Below are 1,982 nucleotides of genomic sequence, written 5' to 3' on the forward strand. Positions count from 1 at the left end.
GGCAGGGGGGGACCGGGAAGGGCGCGGAGGACGGGACCGCCCGTCCCCGGCGCTCTGGCGGAGGAGTTGTTGCCGTCCGACGGCGCAAGGCTGACGCGACAGGACGTTCGCGCCGCCGGACGGAGTGCAGGGTGTGGCTGGGACCGTGGCGGGTGTGATGGACCATCGCATGCTTCCCTCAGGTCGAGAAGCACACAGTTGGACCTTTACCACCGCACTGGCTCACACGCCGCCACGGTCACAGGCCTTGTCCGCCGGAGCGGACTCCCGTACCGCCTGCCACCCCTCATCCGGGCATGCGGTACGGGCCGGTGCCCGGGGATGACCTCCCGTCACCCTGGGCACAGCTTCGGTGAAGAGGTCAGTCGCGCAGGGCGCGCACAGCCTCTTCCACGCGCTTGCCGTAGTCCGCGTCGGCGGCGGCGAAGTGCGCGATGTTCTTCTCGATGATGTCGTCGCGGGAGACCTGCGACAGACCGCCGGCGATGTTGGCGACCAGGCGCTGCTTCTCCTCCTCGGACATCAGGCGGTACAGCTCGCCCGCCTGGAAGAAGTCGTCGTCCTTGGTGTGGGCCGGCGCCTCGTGGGTGCCGGTGTAACCGTGGATCGCGAGCGGCGCCGCCAGCGGCAGACCGGTCTCGACCGGACCGCCGAAGGAGTTCGGCTCGTAGTTCTTCGCGCCGCGGCCCTGGGCGTTGGCGGCCATCAGACCGTCGCGGCCGTAGTTGTTGGCGACCGTCGCCTTGGGGGCGTTGACCGGCAGCAGGGTGTGGTTGACACCCAGGCGGTAGCGGTGCGCGTCCGCGTAGGCGAACAGGCGGCCCTGCAGCATCTTGTCCGGCGAAGGACCGATGCCCGGGACGAAGTTGTTCGGCGAGAACGCGGCCTGCTCGACCTCGGCGAAGACGTTGTCAGGGTTGCGGTCGAGGACCAGACGGCCCACGCGCTGCAGCGGGTAGTCGCTGTGCGGCCACACCTTGGTCAGGTCGAACGGGTTGAAGCGGTAGTCCGCCGCCTCGGCCGCCGGCATGAGCTGCACGTACAGCGTCCACGAGGGGTACACACCGCGCTCGATGGACTGCAGCAGGTCGGTCTGGTGCGAGTTGCCGTCCTTGCCGACGAGCTCGGCGGCCTGGTCGGCGGAGAGGGAGCGGATGCCCTGGTTCGTCTTGAAGTGGTACTTGACGAAGAAGGCCTCACCCTGGGCGTTGGTCCACTGGTACGTGTGGGAGCCGTAGCCGTTCATGTGGCGGTACGACGCGGGGATGCCGCGGTCGCCCATCAGCCAGGTGACCTGGTGCGTCGCCTCGGGGGCGTGCGCCCAGAAGTCCCAGACGTTGTCCGCCTCCTGCTTGCCCGTGAAGGGGTCGCGCTTCTGGGAGTGGATGAAGTCGGGGAACTTGATCGGGTCCTTGATGAAGAACACCGGGGTGTTGTTGCCGACGAGGTCGTAGTTGCCCTCTTCGGTGTAGAACTTCAGCGCGAAGCCACGCGGGTCACGGACGGCGTCCGCGCCACCGAGGCTGTCGGCCACGGTCGAGAAGCGCAGGAAGAGCTCGGTCTTCTTGCCCACCTCGGAGAGGAAGTCGGCCGAGGTGAACGCCGAGACGTCGTCGGTGACCTCGAAGTGGCCGTAGGCACCGGAGCCACGGGCGTGCACGACACGCTCCGGGATGCGCTCCCGGTTGAAGCGGGCGAGCTTCTCGAGCAGGTGCTGGTCCTGCAGGAGGATCGGGCCACCGACGCCGGCGGTGGCGGAGTTCTGGTTGTCGGCGACGGGGGCGCCGGACTCGGTCGTAAGCACGCGCTTCGACATCGTGACCTTCCGTACTCAAACTGCGAAAACTGTTTCTGCGTCTGCGATTTCAGGAGCGTATGTACGCGCACGAACGGACGTCAACAGTTTGTTGAAATTGAAGAGAGGTGTTCCGGTCGGCGGCGGCGCCTGGGCGCGACAGGACAGGTGTCAGCGCCGCCGCCGA

The 1,982-nt window shown here is 67.6% G+C and carries 1 protein-coding gene; it reads right to left on the bottom strand.

Annotated features, from left to right (window positions below; genetic code table 11):
• Positions 1-361: 361 nt before the first annotated feature.
• Complete coding sequence (locus JAO81_RS35775) at positions 362-1,816, bottom strand: catalase (RefSeq protein ID WP_199552162.1); 1,455 nt, start codon at positions 1,814-1,816, stop codon at positions 362-364.
• Positions 1,817-1,982 lie beyond the last annotated feature (166 nt).

The sequence above is a fragment of the Streptomyces sp. N35 genome, assembly GCF_016464295.1.
Classification (GTDB): domain Bacteria; phylum Actinomycetota; class Actinomycetes; order Streptomycetales; family Streptomycetaceae; genus Streptomyces.

Excerpts from the sequence above, each read along its gene's own strand:
- JAO81_RS35775 (WP_199552162.1), bottom strand. The coding sequence starts at position 1,816 with ATGTCGAAGCGCGTGCTTACGACCGAGTCCGGCGCCCCCGTCGCCGAC.